Consider the following 16,192-nt stretch of genomic DNA (forward strand, 5'->3'; position numbering starts at 1 on the left):
GCGCAGCCGCTGTTGCCACTGTGCCGCCGCGTCCGCGTGGTGCTGCGGAGAGGACGACGGGAACCGCCGGCCGACGCGGAACGCCGGGCCGGCGGCGGACATCAGAACAGCACTCTCGCGAGCGCCGAACGCGCCGCTGTCACCCGGGGATCGTCACCGCCGATCACCTCGAAGAGTTCCAGCAGGCGCACCCGCGCCGCCTCCCGGTCGTCACCGAACGTCCGGCGTACGGTCTCGACGAGCCGTCCGAAGGCGTCCTCCACATGACCGCCGACCAGATCGAGGTCCGCCGCGGCGATCTGCGCCTGGACGTCGTCCGGCCGCTCCGCCGCGTCCTTGCGGACCCGCGTCTGGTCCATGGCCTTCACCCGGCCGAGCAGTTCGGCCTGGGCGAGGCCGAGCTTGGCCTCCGTGTTGCCGGGATCGTCGGCGAGCACATTGCGGTACGCCTGGGCCGCGCCGGCGAAGTCGTTGGCGTCCAGCGCCTGTACGGCCGCCTCCAGCAGCGCGTCGTACGGACCGGCCGGGACGGGCCTGTCCGCCGGGCCCTGCGCCTCCGCGCCCGGATCGACGGCGATACCGGTGAGTCCGAAGCGCTCCTCCCCGACCTGGATCAACTGGTCGAGCGTCTGGCGGATCTGGGCTTCCGGGGCCGCGCCCTGGAAGAGCGGCAGCGCCTGTCCGGCCACCACCGCGAAGACCGCGGGGATGCCCTGGATCCCGAACTGCTGCATCAGCATCTGATTGGCGTCGACATCGATCTTGGCGAGGACGAACCGGCCGTTGTACTCCTGCGCCAGCCGCTCCAGCACCGGACTGAGCTGCTTGCACGGCTCGCACCACTCGGCCCAGAAGTCGATGACGACCGGGACCTCCGTGGAGCGCTGGAGGACATCGCGCTCGAAGCCCGCCTCATCGACGTCGGTCACCAGACTGGACGGGGGGACGGCGCCGGTGTTCCCCTGGCGGGCCGCCTCGGCACGGGCCTGCTCCGCCTTCGCCTTGGCCTCGTTGGCCGCCTTCACCGCGGCGAGGTCGACGACGCCGCTCATGGACATGTTCCTAGGCTGCATGAGTACATCCTCCCCCTTCCGCACGCACTTCAGGAAAGCGGTACGCGCACCGCGGTTCGACGCGTGGTCCCCACCCGCGTCCCGTGGTTGCCGCCGCGGGCCCCTCAAGGCCCGCCGGGGGCCTTCGTCATGAGCGTCACGGGCTTACGCTACGGCCCGTAGCGTAACTCCCGTTTCCGGACCGCGGGTGAGATCTTTCCGGTGAACTGGCTCACAACACATCTTCTACCGGCCGGTATGGTCGCCGTCATGTGCAGCCACAGCCGTTCCGCCGATGCGCGTACGTCCCGTGGTACCTCCCGTACGGGCCGCCCGCGCAGCGCGGACGCCGACGCGGCGATCCTGGCGGCGACCAGGGCCGCCCTGGTGGAGCTGGGCTGGCCCCGGTTGACGATGAGTGATGTGGCACGCCGGGCGGGCGTCGCCAAGACCACGCTCTACCGGCGCTGGCCGGGCAAGAGCGAACTGGTGGTGGACGCGGTCGCGGCGCTCTTCGACGAGCTCGAACTCCCCGGCTCCGACAGCCTCGTCACCGATGTCGAGGACGTGGTGCTCCAGTTCGCGGCGCTGCTGGAGCGGCCCGAGGCCAAGACCGCGCTGATGGCGGTGGTCGCGGAGGCCACGCGGGACGAGGCGCTGCGGCGGCGTATCCGCATCTCGATCGTGGACCGTCAGAAGCGGCTGGTGCTGCTCGGGCGCGAGCACGCGCAGGCCCGGGGCGAACTGCCGCGTGAGCCGGACCCCGTGACGGCCGCCAGGAGCGCGGACCTGATCTTCGACGTGATCGCCGGCACGGTGGTCCACCGCGCGCTGGTCAGCGCGCAACCGGTCGACCGGCAGTGGGCACGCGCCTTCACGGCCCTGCTGCTGGGCGGCCTGTCCGCCGTGACGACCACGCCCTGAGGCCCGGGGCGCACCCCGCTCCCGCTGCCCCACCGCCGTGCCCGGCCCCGCGCGTGCCCGGCCCCGCGCGGCGGCTACCGCGCCAGACGGCCCAGCACCGACGAGGCCGCCGCGATGCCGACGACCGCCGCGAACGCCAGCACGCCGTAGTCCAGCAGCAGATGGGACGGCGTACCGAGCAGCAGCCCGCGCAGGGCGTCCACCTGATAGCTCAGCGGATTGATCCTGCTGATCACCTGGAGCCAGCCGGGCATGATCGCCACCGGATAGAGCGCGTTCGAGGCGAAGAACAGCGGCATGGTGATGGCCTGGCCGATCCCCATCAGCCGGTCACGCGTCAGCACGATCCCCGCGATGGTCATCGACAGACACGAGAAGAAGGCCGAACCGAGGACCACCGCGACCGCGACGCCGAGCAGTTTCAGCGGATTCCAGGTCAGTCCCACACCGAGGGCCGCCGCAATGACGATCACCACCACGGCCTGGATCAGCGCCTTGACCCCGGAGGCGAATGCCTTGCCGCTGATCAGGGCGGCTCTCGGCGTCGGAGTGACCAGGAGTTTGGTCAGTATGCCCGCGTCCCGCTCCCAGATGATCATGATCCCGTAGAAGATCGCGATGAACATCGCGGACTGGGCGATGATGCCGGGCGCGAGAAAGTCGATGTAGGGGATGCCGCCGGTCGGGATGGCCCTGATCCGGGTGAAGGTCTCACCGAAGATCAGCAGCCACAGCGCGGGCTGGATGGCCCGGGTGTACAGCTCGGTACGGTCGTGGCGCAGCTTCTGGAGCTCGACCACGCACATCGCCATGACCCTGGCGGGCAGCACCTGCCAGCCGGTACGGGCGCGCGGCGGCTTGAGCAGCAGATCGAGCCGGGCGGGATCGAGGGCCTCAGCCGACCCGGGACGCTGTACGGCGCGTGTTCCTGACATCGCGGAAGTCGCCTCCTTCCTCGTCCAGTCCTCGGCCCGCCACCTCGCGGAAGACGTCCTCCAGCGTCGGCATGGCGTCGTCCCGCTCCGCCGGCCCGCCGGTCGCCCCGCCCGCTCCCGGCTCGCCCGGGGCCCCGCGGCGGCGTTCGCGCAGATCGGCCCTCAGCTCGTCCGGGGTGCCGAGGGCGTGGATCCGGCCGCGGTTCATCAGCCCGACCCGGTCGCAGTACTGCTCGGCCTCGTCCATGTAGTGCGTGGTCACCAGCACGGTCATGCCCGTGGCGCGCCGTACGGCGTTGATGTGCTCCCAGACGCTGGTCCGGGCGATCGGGTCGAGTCCGATCGTCGGCTCGTCCAGCATCAGCAGCCTGGGCGCGCTGACCAGCGCCTGGGCGAGTTCGAGGCGGCGGACCATACCGCCGGAGTAGGTCTTGGCCATCCGGTCGGCCGCGCCCGTCAGATCGACGGCCTCCAGGGCCTGTGCGACGCGTTCGGCCCGCTCGCGGCGCGGGACGTCGAAGACCCGGGCGAAGAGCGTCACATTCTCGCGGCCGGTGAGCTGGGCGTCGGCGGAGAGCTGCTGCGGTACGTAGCCCAGCAGGCGGCGCACCGCCATCTTCTCCCTGGCCGCGTCGTGCCCGAAGACCCGCACCATGCCCGCGGGAACGGGCAGCAGCGTGGTGATACAGCGGATCGCGGTCGTCTTGCCCGCGCCGTTGGGACCGAGCAGTCCGAAGACCTCGCCCGCGCGGACGGAGAGGTCGAGGTCGCAGACGGCCTTGGTGTCACCGAAGGAGTAGTCCAGCCCGCGGCAGCTCACGGCCTCGGTACCGGCATCGGCATCCGCGCCCGCGTCGGCCGCATCGCCGCCCGTGACCGCACCGGTGGTGTCGCCCGCCGTGCCGGCGGCGCCCGTGGCTCTGTCCGTCATACGCCCTCCACTTCCTCGTGCAGGTTCTGGGCGAGTCTGCGCAGTGCCGGAAGGGCCGCGGCCAGGGCCGCGCGCTCCTCGTCCGTCAGCCGCGCCACCTGCTCACGCACCAGCGCCGAGCGCCGTGCCTCCCAGTCCGCCAGCCGCGAGGTGGCCGCCTGGGTGGGCAGCAGCAGCGCGGACCTGCGGTCGGACGGATCGGTCTCACGGCGCAGATATCCGGCCCGGCTGAGCTGATTGACCAGCGTGGAGACGGAGTTCCCGGCGAGATACAGCTCCTTGGCCGCCGCCGACACCCGGATCCCGGGCCGCGCCGCGACCAGCCGCAGCAGCTCGACCTGCGCGCCGCGCAGCCGCGGCGCCGTCATCCCCTCACGCAGCCGGCGCCGGACCATGCGCTGGACTCCCGCCAGTACATCGGCGAGCGAGTCAGGAAACTCGGCTGCGGTCATACCTTCACTTTAGCTCTGACTAAGAGCTATCCGCCAAGGGTGCGCCGTGAAAAGGCCGCCGGCGCCCCGGCGAACGCCGACGGCCGCCCCCGGGAGCGAGGGCGGCCGTCGGTCGCCTGTGCGGGAGAACCGCGCGGCGGAGCGTGTACGAGGGGACGACGCGGCGGAGCGTGTACGTGGGAACCGCGTGGCGGCTCAGAAGCCGGGCGGCTCGGTGTACGTGCCCCACTCGTCCCGCAGGACACCGCAGATCTCACCGAGCGTGGCCTCCGCCCGTACCGCCTCCAGCATCGGGCCGATCATGTTCGAGCCGTCGCGCGCGGCGGCCAGCATGGCCTCCAGGCCGACACGCACCCGGGCGTCGTCGCGGGCGCCCTTGCGTTCCGCGAGCACCTTCACCTGCTCGCGCTCGACCTCATGGCTGACCCGCAGGATCTCCAGATCGCCGGTGACCGAGCCATGGTGCACGTTGACACCGACGACCCGCTTGTCGCCCTTCTCCAGCGAGCGCTGGTACTGGAACGCCGACTCGGCGATCTCGCCCGTGAACCAGCCGTCCTCTATCCCGCGCAGAATGCCGGAGGTGACAGGGCCGATCGGGTGACGTCCGTCCGGGTGGGCCCGCAGTCCGCGCTCCTTGATCCGGTCGAAGATCTTCTCGGCGTCGGCCTCGATGCGGTCGGTGAGCTGCTCGACGTACCACGATCCGCCGAGCGGATCGGCCACATTGACCACGCCCGTCTCCTCCATCAGCACCTGCTGTGTGCGCAGCGCGATCTCCGCGGCCTGTTCGCTGGGCAGGGCGAGTGTCTCGTCCAGCGCGTTGGTGTGCAGGGAGTTCGTACCGCCGAGAACGGCCGCCAGCGCCTCCACCGCTGTCCGTACGACGTTGTTGTACGGCTGCTGCGCGGTCAGCGAGACGCCCGCCGTCTGGGTGTGGAAGCGGAGCCACTGCGCCTTGTCGGTCCTCGCTCCGTACACCTCCTTCATCCAGCGCGCCCAGATCCGCCGGGCCGCGCGGAACTTCGCGATCTCCTCGAAGAAGTCGAGATGGGCGTCGAAGAAGAAGGAGAGCCCGGAGGCGAAGGTGTCCACGTCCAGACCGCGGCTGAGGCCCAGCTCCACATAGCCGAAGCCGTCGGCCAGGGTGTACGCCAGCTCCTGCGCGGCCGTCGCGCCGGCCTCACGGATGTGGTAGCCGGAGACCGAGAGCGGCTTGTACGCGGGGATGGAGCGGGCGCAGTGCTCCATCAGATCGCCGATCAGCCGGAGATGCGGCTCGGGCTGGAAGAGCCACTCCTTCTGGGCGATGTACTCCTTGAAGATGTCGGTCTGGAGCGTGCCGTTGAGCACCGCCGGGTCGACGCCCTGGCGCTCCGCCGCGACCAGGTACATGCAGAAGACCGGGACCGCGGGCCCGCTGATCGTCATCGAGGTGGTGACATCGCCGAGCGGGATGTCACCGAAGAGGATCTCCATGTCGGCGGCCGAGTCGATGGCGACACCGCAGTGGCCCACCTCGCCGAGCGCGCGCGGATCGTCGGAGTCACGGCCCATGAGCGTCGGCATGTCGAAGGCGACGGAGAGCCCGCCGCCGCCGGCGGCCAGGATCATCTTGTAGCGCTCGTTGGTCTGGAGGGCGTTGCCGAACCCGGCGAACTGGCGGATGGTCCATGTCCGGCCGCGGTAGCCGGTCGGATGGAGTCCCCGGGTGAAGGGGTACTCGCCGGGCCAGCCGATCCGCTCGAATCCCGCGTAGGTGTCGCCGGGCCGGGGCCCGTAGACCGGCTCCACCGGGTCACCGGAGAGCGTCGTGAAGTCCGCGTCACGCTTGCGGGCCTTGTCGTAGCGGGCCTGCCAGCGCTGGCGGCCCTCGTCGATCGCGTCGGCGTCCATACCTTCAAATTTACTAGGACGTCCAAGTAAATGTCGATGGCAACCGCCCACGCGTTCGTCCGCGCGGGCGGGGACGACGTTCGTGGCGGCCGTTACGCCTTGGCGAGGGCGGGATCGCTCTCCGCGAGCCGAACCCGGACCTCGCGGGTGACTCCGGGCTCGACGAAGAAGGACGCCAGGGGGATGCACCCGGCGGCCAGCACCCAGAGCAGCTTGCCGAAGGGCCACTTCATCTTGGAGCCCAGATCGAAGGCGAAGACCACATAGATGATGAAGAGCACACCGTGGATCTGGGAGATCAGCATCGTGTCGCCGGTGTCGAACCCGTACTTCATGACGATCGCCACGGTGAAGACCAGCAGCCATACGGCGGTGACATACGCCATCACCCGATAGCGGGAGAGCACGCTTTGTTTCATGGCCACGAGCGTAACGGGACGCGGCCGGCGGCCTTCGGGCGGCCCGCGCCCGGGCGGGCGGGGCGGCCCGCTACTCCTCGAAGTCCTGCGCCGCGACCCGCAGCGGGCGCAGCATGGCGAAGATCTCCGCGCACTCCTCTGCGTCGTACGCCCCGAGCCCGAACTCCATCTCCATCAGATCGCGCGTGGCCGCCTCCACCACCTCGCGGCCCTTGTCCGTGATGGAGGCGAGGGTGCCGCGGCCGTCGTTCGGATTGGGCCGCTTGTCGACCAGCCCCGAGGTCACCAGCCGGTCCACGGTGTTGGTGACCGAGGTCGGATGGACCATGAGCCGCTCGCCGATCTTCGACATCGGCAGCTCGCCCTCCTTGGAGAAGGTGAGCAGCACCAGGGCCTCGTACCGGGCGAAGGTCAGTCCGTACGGCTTGACCACGGCGTCGACCCCGGCGAGCAGGATCTGGTGCGCGCGCATGATCGAGGTGATGGCCCCCATGGCGGGAACGGGACCCCAGCGCCGCTGCCAGTGCTCGTCGGCACGGGCGATGGGATCGAACGGGAGGTTGAGCGGCTTCGGCACGGCATCGACCTTACCCACTGGTCATATAGCGGTCAGCCCCGTCTCGCCCTTCGGTCGGGCCGGTTCCGGCCGGCGGGACCTCTCGGTGTCGCAGCCCGGCAGCGTTGTGCCGTTATGTCACGATTAGCCATCTTTGTCCTGCCTATTCGTCGTACAGCCCGCTCGTCACACCAGTCACCACATCCAGTCCACCACTCCCCGGTGGTCAGTCGTCGTCCGAGGGGGCTGTATGTCCGGCCGCAGACCGCACCGTTCGTACTCACTCACCGTCGCCTTCACCGCCGCCGTCACGACCGTTCTGGCGCTGACGGCCGCCGCCTGCTCCTCGTCCCCCTCCGAATCCCGCCGGACCTCGGCCGGTGAGCGGACCGCGTCGGCGGTTCAGGGCGAGACGGACCGGGGCGAGACCGTCCCCACGGCCGGCGCGCCCTTCTGGATCGACCCGGAGAGCGACGCGGCGCGCCAGGTCAGACAGTGGGAGAAGGAGGGCCGCACGGACGACGCGAAGGCCCTGCGGCGGATCTCGGAGCGCGCGGTGGCGGAATGGCCGGCCGGCGACAATCCCGTTCCCCAGATCACCAGGGCGGTACGGGGCGCCGCCGGCCGACGGACGGCGGTCTTCGTCGCGTACAACATCCCGCACCGCGACTGCGGCCTGTACTCGGCGGGCGGCGCGCACGACGCGGCGTACTACCGGGAGTGGATCAACGCCTTCGCCGAGGCCATCGGCGACGCCCCGGCCATCGTGATCCTGGAGCCGGACGCCGTGCCGCATCTCGCGGACGGCTGCACTCCGGCCCAGCACCACGACGAGCGGTACGAACTGCTCGCCCAGGCGATCAGCCGGCTGAAGCGGCAGCCGAAGACCAAGGTCTACCTGGACGCCGGCAATCCGGCCTGGATCTCCGACCCGGCGAGACTCGCCGAGCCGCTCAAACGCGCCGGGATCGAATCGGCCGACGGCTTCTCGCTCAACGTGTCCAACTTCCAGACGAACGACGCGGTCAAGGCGTTCGGCACCCGGCTCTCGGGCCTCCTCGGCGACGCCCACTTCACCGTCGACACCAGCAGGAACGGCGCCGGCCCGCTCTCGGGCGACCGGGACGAGGCCTGGTGCAACCCACCGGGCCGCGCCCTCGGCACCCCGCCGACCACCGACACCGGCAACGAACTGCTCGACGCGTACCTCTGGATCAAGCGCCCCGGCGAATCCGACGGCCCCTGCCGAGGCGGCCCCACCGCGGGCACCTGGTGGCCCGACTACGCCCTGGGCCTGGCCCGCAAGGCGAAGGCCTAGTCCCGACCCGGCTACTTCACCAGGAGCCATTTCGCCTCGGACGGCGTGCCCGCCGTGTCCGTGACGAAGAGCATGTACCAGCCCGGAGGGACCAGGGTGCGGTCCTTGGGGACCTCTATCGTCACCGTGTCCTTGGTCCTGGTCAGGCCCAGTTCGATCGAGCGCTGTTCGACGTCCGTCGTGTGGGTGACGGCGCTCGGGCGCATCAGGCGGGCCTTGGCCACACGGTCGGGTGCCGCCGTGCGGAAGGTCGCCCGTCCGTCGCGGTCCGTGCCGCGCGGGCCGTCGCCGAGGGCCGGGCGGTTCCTGCCGGAGGCGCGGTCGCCCTGGAGGTAGGGGGGTGTGTAGATCTCCACGCGCTGCTCGAAGGTGCCGAGCTTGGTGTTGTCCGCGTCGTCGAAGAGCGGGTCCGAGCCGAAGGTGACGACACGGCCGTCCGGCAGCAGCAGCGCCTCCGAGTGGTAGTTGCGGCCCACGGTCGGATCGGCCGCGCGGCGGAAGGAGTTGGTCGCCGGGTCGTAGAACTGCGCCCTGAGGATGTCGCTGGCGCCGCGCCCGCGGTAGTCCGAGGAGCCGCCGGTGGTGAAGACCGAGTCGTCGGGCAGCAGCACACTGCTCAGATAGCGCGTGCCCTGCGGCAGCCGGGGCCCCTCCTGGAACGTCGGGCTCTCCGTGTTCAGGTCGATGATCGCCGTGCGCGGCGTGGCCTTCGCCGACTCCCCCACGCCTCCGCCGCCGAGCAGCATCACCCGCTGGTCCTGGACCGGTGCCAGCATCAGCGAGGCCGAGGTCTCGGTCTGGTCGCCGTCGGTGAGTCCGTCGACCGGCGTGAAGGTGTTCTTCGCGGGATCCCACACACCCGGCTGCCGGCCCTTGTCGGCGGGTCCGTACCCCGCGTTGGACCCCGAGTAGAAGAGCTTTCCGCCCTTGGTCAGGAAGAGCGCCGGGTAGGTCGGGAAGTACCGTTCCGGGCCCTTGGACCACTTCTTGGTCCTCGGGTCGTACAGCTCGTTGTAGCCGGTGACCACCGCGCCGACATCGTCCAGGCCCGAGACGGCGAGCACCCTGCCGTCGTCCAGACCGACCAGCGTGGGATACCAGCGGGCCTCCTTCATCGGGTCCACCGGGATGTACTTCTCGGCCGTCGGGTCGAACTCGTACGCGGACCTGATGCCCTGGAAGTCCTGCTTCTCCGTGGTGAGTTTCTGGGCCAGACCGTAGAGGTTGTCCGCGTCCTTGCCCTTGAGACCGACGATCTCGTACTGCGCGGCCTGGGTGGTGAGCGCCTGCGGCCCCTCCTTGACCGCCTCCACGAAGACCCGTGCCTCACCGGCCGTGACCTTGGTCTTCCAGGGCAGCATCCGGTCGCCCTTGCCGTATCCGACCTGGAGCTGCTTCTTCGCCCTCGGCACGGTGACATCGGTCGTGCTGACGTACTCGACGCCCGACGGGGAGCGGAAGCGGGTGCCCTTCTTGAACGTGTAGGACCGGTCCGGGTTCTCGTTCTTGACGCGCATTCCGCCGCCCGCCCGCCGGATCTCGCCGTCGAGCACCTCGTAGCGCGCCGTGCCGCCCGCCACCAGCAGCCGTCCGTCGGGGAGCTGGGCGTGGCCCGAGCAGAAGAAGTCCTCCGGGGTGGGGATCTTCTTGAAGCTGTTGTCGGCCGGGTTCCACAGGATCGTGTCGAACGATCCCTCGTCGAACTTCTTCTGGTTGTTGCCCGAGCCCGCGACGATCAGCACCTTGCCGGTGTGCAGCAGGGCCGCGTGGATCGCGTTCGTACGGAACTCCTTGGGGACCTCCAGCCTCGCCCAGGAGCCGTACTGCCGCTTGTAGCCCGGCTGCGCGATCTTGTACGCGTGGTACTTCTCCTGGGCGAAGGAGAAGGCCGCGGGGGCGTTGAGCCCCACGAGCACGACCAGCGCACCGCCGCCCAGCAGCGTCTTCTTGAACTTCTTCGACGGTGTGAACTTCTGCGACGGTTCGTACCCGTAGGAGGATCCGTCGGAGTTGGACCCGTAGGAGGCCATGGCTCAGTTCCCTCCGGTCGTCGTCACGAGCGCGGGCTCCGGCTCCTCACCCGGCTCGGGAGCGGTTACGGTGACGGCCGCGCCGTCGACGGCCCGGCGCTCCGCGGCCTCGCGCCGGGTGGTCCAGGCCCAGACACCGACCGGCGCGAGGGCGATGGCCAGGGCCAGCAGGGCCCAGGTGCGCATCGCCGCGTGGGTGTGGTCCAGGAACACCGACGCGAGCAGGGAGACGATCAGCACACCGGCCCAGTACAGATGGAGCCGGAAGGTCATCAGCCGGTCGGGACTGGCCCGGCCGCCCTTGGGGGTGACGACGAAGCCGCCTCGGGTGCGCAGTACGGCCGAGCCGAGCGATCTGAGATAGATCGGCGCGCAGAGCGCGGACATCGCCATCCCGGCCAGTCCGCCGGAGCCCTCGGGCTCGTGCGGCGAGACATTGTGCCGGCGGTTCCAGAGGTAGAGGCCGATCTGGAAGGCGGCTGCGTCGCTGTAGAGCATCAGCAGCACCGAGGAGGAGACCTGGGTGCCGGAGGCTCCGAGCCAGAGGAAGAGTACGCAGCTCAGGATGCCGAGGAACCAGTTGACGGCGGTCATCGGGTAGTACACGAGCATCAGCGTGTAGCTGAACAGCCGGCCGCGCGGCATCCGCAGAGGCGCCTTCCGGTACTGGGTGAAGAGCGTCTCGTACGTGCCCCGGGACCAGCGGAGCTGCTGGGTGAAGAAGTCGGTCCAGGACGCGGGGCCCTCGCCGACGGCGAGGACGTCGGGGGTGTAGACGGAGCGCCAGAACCGGCCGGTACGGGGATTGAGCCGGCGGTGCAGTTCGAAGCCGGTGGCCATGTCCTCGGTGATCGAGTCGTACAGACCGCCGATCTGCCTCACCGCCGCGATCCTGACGACATTGTTGGTGCCGACGAACATCGGCGCGTCGTAGCGGTTGCCGGCCCGCTGGATCAGCGCGTGGAAGAGGAACTGCTGCGACTCGGCGGCCTTGGTGACCGGTGAGGTGTAGTTGCCGTACACCTGGGGGCCGACGACGAAGGCGATGTCCGGATCGCGGAAGTAACCCATCATCCGCTCCAGGAAGTTGGGGAGCGGTATGTGGTCGGTGTCGACGGAGGCGAAGAAGTCGTACTCCTCGCCGTGCATCGCGATCCAGGCGTTGTAGTTGCCGTGCTTGGTGCGGGCCTTGTGGGAGCCCTTCGGCTGGTTCCACTCGGGCACGCCGTGACGGGTGAAGTGACGGACTCCCAGCTCCTCGCAGAGAGCCCTGGCCTCGCTGTCGTCACCCTCGTCGAGCAGCCAGACGTCGAGCGGGCCGCTGTGGCGCAGCCGTACCGCTCCTTCGAGCGTCGCCCTCGCCATGGAGAGCGGTTCCTTGCCCGGCACGTACGTGGTGAGGAACGCGACCCGGGTGCCCGCCTCGGCGGGCACGGGTATCGGGTCCCTGGCCACCAGCGTGGCATGGGCCACGGAGGTGACGTTGACCAGCATGAAGAAGGCGATGAGGCCGATCGCGCCGAGCATCACCTGGTCGAAGACGACCAGCCAGCGCTCGCCGCCCTCGCGTTCGGTCCGGTGCGTGGGCCAGACCAGATAGACCAGCAGGACGCCCGAGAGCACCGGGGCGAGGGTCATCAGCAGGACCGCGCGTATTCGGTGCGGCTCGCGCGCGAGCAGACTGTGATACCGCACCCGGTACGCGCCGGGCCCGTCCGGCTCCGTCAAGGGACCGGCCAGGCAGCTGTACGTGTCGTAGTCGTAGCCGTCGGGCCGCACGGTGCCTCCAGCAGATTCGCGAGGTCGATATCACCACAGAACGGGACAACGACCTGCGTGTCGACCGGGAGGCGTCCGTGCGAGCGGTTTTCCGGGCGTGAGGTACCGCTTACGGCTGCGGGCGGTGGCGTGGACGGGCGTACGGAACTGACACTTCCACGTTGGGCGGACAACGGGGCGCGGAGGCGGCGGCTTCCGTCACGGCGCCGCCCGCCCGTCGTGGAGCCGGCGCCCGGCACGCGCCGGCGCTCAGGCGGAGAGGTGCCGCTCCACCGTCTCGACCTTGGAGGTGAGCGCGTCCGTGACACCGGGCCTGATGTCGGCCTTGAGGACGAGCGAGACACGCGGCGCGCGTGCCTCGACGGCGGCGACCGCGCGCCTGACCACGTCCATCACCTCGTCCCACTCGCCCTCGATGGAGGTGAACATGGCATCGGTGCGGTTCGGCAGTCCGGACTCGCGGACCACCCGGACGGCGTCGGCGACGTACTCGCCGACGTCCTCGCCCACACCGAGCGGCGAGACGGAGAAGGCGACGATCATGCCTTCACCGCGTCTTCGCCACGGGTGCGCGAGGCGGTGACCTCGTCCTCGGCGGCGCGCTTGAGCTTCCGCTCGGCGAAGAAGCCGCCGGCCGGCAGGACGGAGAGCACGAAGTAGAGGGCCGCCGTCCCGAAGGACCACTTGGTGCGGTTCCAGGCGTCCAGCCAGAAGACCACGTACAGCACGAAGAGCAGACCGTGGATCGCGCCCATCACGGGCACCGCGTTGAAGTCCGTCGTCCGCTTGAGCACCGAGCAGACGAGCAGCAGCAGGAAGGACACGGCCTCGGGCGCGGAGACCAGGCGGAGTCGATGGAGGGAGGAGGCGGTCTTGATGTCCACGAGGGAGGCACCTTCGTCGTCGGGGGGCAACATCGTCGGAGGCAGCATCAGGGCGGCGCGATCTTGTGAACGCACGCACAAGCGCGACCATTGTGGCAGTCCCCTTTTGCCCGACCGTTACCAGGGTGGGACGCGGCCGGGACGGAAAGACCTGTTCGTCCCCGCCTCGGCCCATTACCTTCGATCCGTGGCTCAGTTCCGACTGCAAGGCAGCAAGGTGCTCGCCGTGGACATGTCCGGCGACTCCGTCAAGGCGAAGAACGGCTCGATGGTCGCGTACGACGGCCAGATGGCGTTCAAGAAGATGTCCGGCGGCGGTGAGGGCCTGCGCGGGATGGTGACGCGCAGGCTCACCGGCGAACAGATGACCGTCATGGAGGTGAGGGGCCAGGGCACCTGCTACTTCGCCGACCGCGCGAGCGAGATCAACCTCGTCTCGCTGCACGGCGACAAGCTCTATGTCGAGGCCAGCAATCTGCTGTGCACCGACGCCGGGCTGCGGACCGGTACGACCTTCACCGGACTGCGCGGCGGAGCGACCGGCAACGGCCTGTTCACCACCACCGTCGAGGGCATGGGGCAGGCCGCGATCATGTCGGACGGCCCGGCGGTGATCCTGCGGGTGACGCCCCAGTACCCGCTCTCGGTCGACCCCGGCGCCTACATCGCGCACCAGGGCAATCTCCAGCAGCACTTCCAGGCCGGGGTGACCTTCCGCACGCTGATCGGCGAGGGCGGCGGCGAGGCCTTCCAGATCCGCTTCGAGGGCGACGGGCTCGTGTACGTGCAGCCGAGCGAGCGCAACACGATCGGGGGTGACGTCTGATGCCGTTCCGTGAGATCAACTCGAAGATGGTCGAGGCCGTGGTGGTCCCCGGCCAGAAGATGTTCAGCCAGCGCGGCGCCATGCTGGCGTACCGGGGCGAGGTCAGCTTCACGCCGAACATGCAGGGCGGCCAGGGCGGTCTGATGTCGATGATCGGCCGGCGGGTGGCCAACGAGGCGACACCGCTGATGACGGTCGAGGGCAACGGCACGGTGCTGTTCGGCCACGGCGGCCATCACATCCAGGTCATCGGGCTCGCCGGCGACACCCTGTACGTCGAGGCGGACCGGCTGCTCGCCTTCGACGGGACGCTCCAGCAGGGCACGATGTTCATGGGCTCGCAGGGCGGGGTCATGGGCATGGTGCGCGGCCAGGTGACCGGCCAGGGCCTGTTCACGACCACGCTCAAGGGCCATGGCGCGGTCGCCGTGATGGCACACGGCGGGGTGATCGAGGTGCCCATCGGCCCGGGCAGGGATGTCCATGTGGATCCGCAGGCCTATGTCGCGCACCACGGCGACGTACGGAACAAGCTCTCCACCGCGCTCGGCTGGCGCGACATGGTGGGGCGCGGCTCGGGCGAGGCCTTCCAGCTCGAACTCAGCGGCAGTGGTGCGGTGTACGTCCAGGCGTCGGAGGAGAAGCTGTGAGCGCGCCCGTGATCTTCGACCCGATGACGCTGCCGAGCGACGACAACGTCAACGCGTACACCTTCTGTGTGGAGCTGAAGGGAGGCGAGTGGTTCCTCCAGAAGGGCAAGATGATCGCCTACTACGGGCGCATCGAGTTCAACGGGATCGGCCACGGCCGCTTCGAGCGGCTGCTGCGTACGAGCTTCCACTCGCCGCTGCACGCCAGTGACTGGGTGGTGGCCCAGGGCAGCGGCAAGATGCTGCTCGCGGACCGGGCCTTCGACGTCAACTCGTACGACCTGGAGGACGGCAATCTCACCATCCGCTCCGGGAATCTGCTGGCGTACCAGCCCACGCTGGCGCTCAAGCAGTCGATCGTGCCGGGCTTCCTGACCCTGATCGGCACGGGCAAGTTCGTGGCGGCGTCGAACGGTCCCGTCGTCTTCATGGAGCCGCCCATCAGGGTGGATCCGCAGGCGCTGGTGGGCTGGGCCGACTGCCCTTCGCCGTGCCACCACTACGACCACGGCTATATGACCGGAGTGCTGGGCGGGCTGCGCTCGCTGACAGGGCTCGGGGGAACCTCGGGTGAGGAGCACCAGTTCGAGTTCGTCGGAGCGGGTACGGTGCTGCTCCAGTCGACCGAGATGCTGATGGCCGAGCAGGCGACCGGCGCGGTGCCGCACGAGCCCGGGGTACCGGGCGGCGGCGCGGGCGTACCGGGGTCCGGCCACGCGGGTCAGGGTGCGGCGCCCAGGCTGCCGGGGCAGCTCGGGGACCTCCAGCGTCGCTTCGGCCTGTGAGCGATAGGCTGCGGAGTGTGACGCCGGGCGCGGGTGCGGCGGCGTCACCACGCGGAGACTTTGTACAGAATTCAACTTCTTAGGTAGAATCCCCCCATGGAGACCGAGACCGCCACCCGCTGGCTGACCGACGCGGAGCAGTGCGCCTGGCGCACCCACCTCGATGTCAACAAGCTGCTGACGCACCAGTTGGAGAAGGACCTGCAGCCGTTCGGACTGACCTTGAACGACTACGAGATCCTGGTGAATCTCTCGGAGTCGGCGGAGCGTCGCATGCGGATGAGTGATCTCGCGGCGACCACGCTCCAGTCCAAGAGCCGGCTCTCCCACCAGATCACGCGGATGGAAGCGGCGGAGCTGGTCCGCAGGGAACACTGCGAGTCGGACCGGCGGGGGCTCTACGCCGTACTGACCGACCACGGCATGGAGACGATGCAGAAGGTCGCGCCGCACCATGTCGCGTCCGTGCGGAAGCACTTCATCGACCTGCTGCCCCCGGAGGCACTGACGGAACTACGGGCGTCCCTGGGCCCGGTGGCGGAACACCTCCGAGGACGCCGCGGCAAGCTGTAGTTTTGAGGGCTCGGTTCGCCTCCGGGGCGCTTCATGTCGATGCCGACAGTCGACCGTGCTCGACCCCTCGTACCTCGGGGCCTCCGCGCGCTCTCCCTTTCGACAGCGGCGCGCCCCTTCGGCTCACGCACCTCTTTTTTGAGGGCTCGGTTCGCCTCCGGGCGCTCTATGCCACTGCCGCC

17 protein-coding genes are annotated in these 16,192 nt (G+C 69.6%); 6 read left to right on the forward strand and 11 right to left on the reverse strand.

Annotated features, from left to right (window positions below):
• Positions 1–101: 101 nt before the first annotated feature.
• Complete coding sequence (locus tag BFF77_RS11955; RefSeq protein WP_079125056.1) at positions 102–1,073, reverse strand: tetratricopeptide repeat protein; 972 nt, start codon at positions 1,071–1,073, stop codon at positions 102–104.
• A gap of 237 nt (positions 1,074–1,310) precedes the next feature.
• Here BFF77_RS11955 and BFF77_RS11960 point away from each other — a divergent pair, with 237 nt between their 5' ends.
• Positions 1,311–1,976, forward strand: coding sequence for a TetR/AcrR family transcriptional regulator (locus BFF77_RS11960; protein ID WP_066947554.1), 666 nt, complete (start codon positions 1,311–1,313; stop codon positions 1,974–1,976).
• Positions 1,977–2,050: 74 nt separating this feature from the next.
• On the opposite strand, the gene BFF77_RS11965 is transcribed toward BFF77_RS11960, so the two are convergent.
• From BFF77_RS11965 to BFF77_RS11990, 6 genes are all read right to left on the reverse strand, one after another.
• Positions 2,051–2,911 (reverse strand): ABC transporter permease, encoded by an 861-nt coding sequence (locus BFF77_RS11965; RefSeq protein ID WP_066947556.1) that lies wholly within the window; start codon positions 2,909–2,911, stop codon positions 2,051–2,053.
• Complete coding sequence (locus BFF77_RS11970) at positions 2,871–3,842, reverse strand: ABC transporter ATP-binding protein (RefSeq protein WP_079125057.1); 972 nt, start codon at positions 3,840–3,842, stop codon at positions 2,871–2,873. The genes BFF77_RS11965 and BFF77_RS11970 overlap by 41 nt, the downstream gene beginning before the upstream one ends.
• Positions 3,839–4,294, reverse strand: coding sequence for a MarR family winged helix-turn-helix transcriptional regulator (locus tag BFF77_RS11975; protein WP_066947559.1), 456 nt, complete (start codon positions 4,292–4,294; stop codon positions 3,839–3,841). The genes BFF77_RS11970 and BFF77_RS11975 overlap by 4 nt, the downstream gene beginning before the upstream one ends.
• 195 nt (positions 4,295–4,489) lie before the next feature.
• Positions 4,490–6,190: a coenzyme B12-dependent isobutyryl-CoA mutase large subunit gene (gene icmA, locus BFF77_RS11980; RefSeq protein ID WP_066947562.1), complete on the reverse strand. Its 1,701-nt coding sequence runs from the start codon at positions 6,188–6,190 to the stop codon at positions 4,490–4,492.
• Positions 6,191–6,282: 92 nt separating this feature from the next.
• Positions 6,283–6,609 carry a DUF3817 domain-containing protein gene (locus tag BFF77_RS11985; RefSeq protein ID WP_066947565.1) on the reverse strand — a complete coding sequence of 109 codons (327 nt, stop codon included), beginning with the start codon at positions 6,607–6,609 and terminating at the stop codon, positions 6,283–6,285.
• A gap of 70 nt (positions 6,610–6,679) precedes the next feature.
• Complete coding sequence (locus BFF77_RS11990) at positions 6,680–7,186, reverse strand: MarR family winged helix-turn-helix transcriptional regulator (RefSeq protein WP_066947568.1); 507 nt, start codon at positions 7,184–7,186, stop codon at positions 6,680–6,682.
• Between the two features lie 229 nt (positions 7,187–7,415).
• Between BFF77_RS11990 and BFF77_RS11995 the strand changes: the two genes are divergently transcribed.
• Positions 7,416–8,483 carry a glycoside hydrolase family 6 protein gene (locus BFF77_RS11995; protein WP_066947571.1) on the forward strand — a complete coding sequence of 356 codons (1,068 nt, stop codon included), beginning with the start codon at positions 7,416–7,418 and terminating at the stop codon, positions 8,481–8,483.
• Between the two features lie 11 nt (positions 8,484–8,494).
• Here BFF77_RS11995 and glxA read toward each other — a convergent pair whose 3' ends face one another.
• The 4 genes from glxA to BFF77_RS12015 all read right to left on the reverse strand — a co-directional run bounded on the left by glxA (position 8,495) and on the right by BFF77_RS12015 (position 13,176).
• Complete coding sequence (gene glxA, locus BFF77_RS12000; RefSeq protein WP_066947574.1) at positions 8,495–10,513, reverse strand: radical copper oxidase GlxA; 2,019 nt, start codon at positions 10,511–10,513, stop codon at positions 8,495–8,497.
• A gap of 3 nt (positions 10,514–10,516) precedes the next feature.
• Complete coding sequence (locus BFF77_RS12005; protein WP_066947577.1) at positions 10,517–12,292, reverse strand: glycosyltransferase family 2 protein; 1,776 nt, start codon at positions 12,290–12,292, stop codon at positions 10,517–10,519.
• A 249-nt stretch (positions 12,293–12,541) separates the two neighbouring features.
• Positions 12,542–12,835, reverse strand: coding sequence for an MTH1187 family thiamine-binding protein (locus BFF77_RS12010; protein WP_066947580.1), 294 nt, complete (start codon positions 12,833–12,835; stop codon positions 12,542–12,544).
• Positions 12,832–13,176: a DUF3817 domain-containing protein gene (locus BFF77_RS12015; RefSeq protein ID WP_066947582.1), complete on the reverse strand. Its 345-nt coding sequence runs from the start codon at positions 13,174–13,176 to the stop codon at positions 12,832–12,834. The genes BFF77_RS12010 and BFF77_RS12015 overlap by 4 nt, the downstream gene beginning before the upstream one ends.
• 187 nt (positions 13,177–13,363) lie before the next feature.
• Here BFF77_RS12015 and BFF77_RS12020 point away from each other — a divergent pair, with 187 nt between their 5' ends.
• The 4 genes from BFF77_RS12020 to BFF77_RS12035 all read left to right on the forward strand — a co-directional run bounded on the left by BFF77_RS12020 (position 13,364) and on the right by BFF77_RS12035 (position 16,010).
• On the forward strand, positions 13,364–14,002 hold the full coding sequence (locus BFF77_RS12020; protein ID WP_079125058.1) for an AIM24 family protein: 639 nt from the start codon (positions 13,364–13,366) through the stop codon (positions 14,000–14,002).
• Positions 14,002–14,652, forward strand: coding sequence for an AIM24 family protein (locus tag BFF77_RS12025; protein ID WP_066947585.1), 651 nt, complete (start codon positions 14,002–14,004; stop codon positions 14,650–14,652). Before BFF77_RS12020 ends, BFF77_RS12025 begins: the two co-directional genes overlap by 1 nt.
• Positions 14,649–15,437, forward strand: a complete 789-nt coding sequence (locus BFF77_RS12030; protein WP_066947589.1) for an AIM24 family protein — start codon at positions 14,649–14,651, stop codon at positions 15,435–15,437. The genes BFF77_RS12025 and BFF77_RS12030 overlap by 4 nt, the downstream gene beginning before the upstream one ends.
• Positions 15,438–15,533: 96 nt before the next feature.
• Positions 15,534–16,010 carry a MarR family winged helix-turn-helix transcriptional regulator gene (locus BFF77_RS12035; protein WP_066947592.1) on the forward strand — a complete coding sequence of 159 codons (477 nt, stop codon included), beginning with the start codon at positions 15,534–15,536 and terminating at the stop codon, positions 16,008–16,010.
• Positions 16,011–16,192: the final 182 nt, after the last annotated feature.

It is taken from the genome of Streptomyces lushanensis, assembly GCF_001700515.1.
Lineage (GTDB): Bacteria > Actinomycetota > Actinomycetes > Streptomycetales > Streptomycetaceae > Streptomyces > Streptomyces lushanensis.